Raw genomic sequence first — 3,930 nt, 5'->3', positions numbered from 1 at the left:
CAGGGTAACCTCAAGGGGGGCTGTCGGTGTTTGGGAAGGGTGTGTTGGCGAAGTGGATAGTTGAGGAGGCGATAAAAGCCGGGCCAGGGCCGAGGTGTCAGCCAGTCCCGGTTCAGCCCTGTGGCAGGGAATGGTGTCTTCATCCTGAAACACCGCCTCATAGTCTGCGGGGTTCTGGAATATCTTCGGGTAATCGACCGGAAAATGTCTTCTGTCTTCCAGCTCCCTCATATTGGCGATAAAGTGAGCCTGTTCAGCCCGGATGATCCGGTTGGTCGCGGCCATATCCCCGGGGTCCAGCCTGGCTTGTGGCAAGGTAAACTCATCATCAGCGACGGTGGTATTGTGTATGACCTGCAACAGATGCCGATCCGGCCGGGGTGCCCTGAGATCGTTGGCCTGTGGCTCATGACCCAGGCTGTCTGCCAGCCCCTGGAGAACGTCCCGAAACGGGGCCGACAAGCCGGAAGGCTGGTGCAACAGGGCATTGACCGTGCTATCCATGCTCCGGGCGTTGAAACCCTGGAATATCTCTGACTCCGCCGTCTCTTCCATAGGAAACCCGGTAGCCTTGATCATATTGAAACGGGCTTCACCGTACTGCGCATACATATTCAGGAACTGGTTGACCAGGTCAGCAATAATGACCTCCCGGGCAGGATGCCCGTCGGTCATACCGGGGTTGATGGTTTGATCATGGCTGGCATCATAGCGGATGCATTGCTGGGCAAGGCTGCTGATGGTCAGGAAGTTGTCCCTGAGCTGCCTGTCCATGGCCCGCAGGCCGTGTGCACAACACAGCAGCCGCTGCAACGGCCATTTCAGATATATCCTGTCGTTGATTTCTATCTCTTCATAACTGGGCTCGATCATCTGCATTGCCCGGGCATTGTTATTTTCGATGCCGTTTATTTGCCGTGCATAGGCATCATGGATTAGCTGTCCCCGGTCCGCATACAGTTTCAACAGCTTTCTGTCCTGTGGACCCATCGGCTCCTGGTGGCTTTCAGTGACTGGGGAGGTGGTGGGGGTCGCAACCGGCTCGGCGGGCGTACTGGATACCTCCACAGGCCGGGAGGTGTGGGTTTCAGCATCGTCGGTGGCAGAGGACGATGGGAGTGTTGCGGCGGAAGTGGTTTGTGCGGCAGACGACGCTGTTTTTAGCGATGTTGACGGTTTTTTCGCAATCTCTGATAAGCCTGCTGATGCCTCGGTACCAGACAGTGGCAAACTGCTGGTTACCGACCCATCGGTATCCATCGTGGATGCGAATGGTACTGTAGACACTTGCGGGCTATTAACCAGAGGACTCTGTCCTGGTGATAGGGAAGCTACGGTATTTGATCGAGTGCTTGCCATCCCGGATGGCGTCATTGACACATCCATCGACGAACTCAGCTCTGGAGAGAACGGAGCCATGGTGTTGGATGACAGTGCCTGAGTACTTGCCATCGCTGATGGCGTCATTGACACATCGGTGGTATTCATCGACAAACTCAGCTCTGGTGAGAACGGAGCCGTGGTGTTGGATGACAGTGCCTGAGTACTTGCCATCCCGGATGGCATCATTGACACATCCGTGGTATTCATCGACGAACTCAGCTCTGGAGAGAACGCAGCCGTCGTGCTGGTAGCATCAGCGAACGAACAAGACTCTGATGAGGCTAAAGCCGTGATACTGGACGACACTGACTGGCTACTTGCCATCTCCGACGGACTCAACGACGTCTTGATGGTATTAGCCGACGAACTTGACTCTGCCTCCATTGGAACTGTGGTATTGGCAGATAGTGCTTGAGCACGGGTGCTCTCTGACTGGCCTGGTGCAGCCTCAATAGTGCTGGCTGACGAACTCAACCCTGCTACCAGGGCAGGTGCAGCAGTCTCCGACCATAATACCGTCGTTAACGATACTTCCGAGGCAGTAATGTCCGGCAGTACAAGACTGGAACTGCCCGGTGCGATTTGGAGTGCGACCGTGTTACTGCTGTTAGCAACCACTCCGGGATCGCTGCCCGGCCTGCCCGTAGCAGGCTGCAGGCCTGTGACGGGCGGCTGGCCGGTCGTTAACAATCCACTGGTGGGCGTGGTTCCCCTGTTACCACTGCCACCGGATGAGTGGTGATGACCGGAGTTGTCATTGTCAGATGAATCATCACTATCACCCCCGCCTCCCTTCTTCTTCCCATCTTCTACAAGTTCGTAGATTTCATAACCTACCCAGCCGGCAACGCCGCCTGCCACGACTGCAGCAATGATCATAAGTAATTCCGGGGTCAGGACTCCGACAGCCAGTGTTTCAGCAAAACCGGCCATCAGGGCGGGTGCAGAGAATCCAATAACGCCTTCTGCAATGACCCTTTTTACTGCCTTGTCATACAACTCATCGGCTGCACAACGGCCCATGCCAGCCCCGGCCAGAGCTCTTTTACGTCGACACGCGGGTTCTTTTATTTTGCCCCTGCTGCCTTTGCCACGACTGCGGATATGGGTCCAGTCGCCACCGGGCTCATGGTTTGGCGGGGCGGGTGCCTTGGCCATCAAATCCTCAATATTAGTGCTGAGTCCTTCACCCAGGGATTTCAGAACCTCGGTCTCTGGCACAAACTCCTCTGCGGCACTTTCCCCAATGCTGACCCCGACATCTTCCGCCGCCGCATTGCCCCCGTTCGAGGCCAGTCTTCTTAAAAATGCGCCGCTAGCCACTGAACCTAACGCTCCGCCGACGCTACCAGCCACGATTCCGGCCTTGGCTCCCGCACTTAAACCCGGATCGGTGCTGCCGGAGGCCTGACCACCCGACGAGCCGGGAACCGCAGCACCGGATGGGTGAGCCAACAGCGCCGCTCCGGGAACCTCTGGGGCAATCGCATTGATGGCATCCTTCAGCACCATCAATTGCAGCGAATACTGTATGTCTGCTTCTGCGCTGGCCGCCTGTGACGGTTGGCTCACGGAGGGAACGCCTGCCGGTTGCGCCGGATCTGCAGGGGCTTCCCCTCTGGCTCGGGCAAGCAGGCTTTGACTGGTTTTGGCCATAATGTGAGCATTCAGTTTTTTGATGGCATCCGGTACCGGGGTATTATTGGCCAGAGCATCGTCAAGCACACTGATCACTTCCCGCATTTGCATAATCAGTGGATCGGCTGTGGTTACCTCAGTGCTTGAGGGTGAAGGGAGCAGGTCCTGTTCAGTCAGTTTCTGGCTTAATTTCAGTTTCTTAAGCCCATTTGCACTGGTCACCTTCTCAACGTATTGTTTGGCCAGGGCCTTCGTGGCCACTTTGTCGAGGGCTTCAAGTTCCGTCACCGGCTTGGTCAGGATCTGTTTTAACGTTAAGGCCGAGGTAGGAATGGGAGCCAGGTCAGCCAACTCAGTTATTTCTGCGTCGGTGGGTTGATAAAGATGCCCGATACCTCTTCCGTTGGCAATCTGCACTGGCTGAGTCAATCCAAGGTCGTATTGCTGAGCCAGCGGTATCAGTATGTTCATGGCCCTTGCGACCAACTGATCCATTGAATCGGCACTGGCCACGTGCAAATAGCCTGCGGTATCAGAAGTGCTCAGGGACAGTTGATTATTCACCCTTTGTATTTCAGCATATATGACATGTGGGGGGATGATAACGGGGGAAATGCTAAACTGAACACTAACATCGTCCCCTGCCGGTAACTGGGTTGCCTTCGCATTGAACGCTGCAACCATCTTTGACAGCATTGACCGGACTGTAAGAAATGGCTTACCACCATAGGTTTTAAGCGTAAAACCCATAGTTTTCTGGCTAATTTTACCAAAGTAATGGCTGGCTTTTTTCAGGCCCAGGCTGCGCCATAAACTTACGGGGGAATTGATACTATCTTTACGCGAAATTTCCTGAAGGATCGTCCTGACAAGAGCGGGTAATCGAGCATATCCGGCACCCAGAAAAAT

At 55.1% G+C, this 3,930-nt stretch carries 1 protein-coding gene; it reads right to left on the bottom strand.

What is annotated here, in order from left to right; translation table 11 throughout:
• Nucleotides 1-3,585 (bottom strand): hypothetical protein (locus KDK13_RS04440; protein ID WP_257283725.1); only part of this gene is annotated, 3,585 nt, incomplete at its 3' end.
• Nucleotides 3,586-3,930 lie beyond the last annotated feature (345 nt).

The sequence above is a fragment of the Endozoicomonas sp. SESOKO1 genome, from assembly GCF_024606265.1.
Taxonomy (GTDB): Bacteria; Pseudomonadota; Gammaproteobacteria; order Pseudomonadales; family Endozoicomonadaceae; genus Endozoicomonas.
Note: the sequence above shows the minus strand (reverse complement) of the source record. Positions and strands in the feature narration are given on the sequence as shown.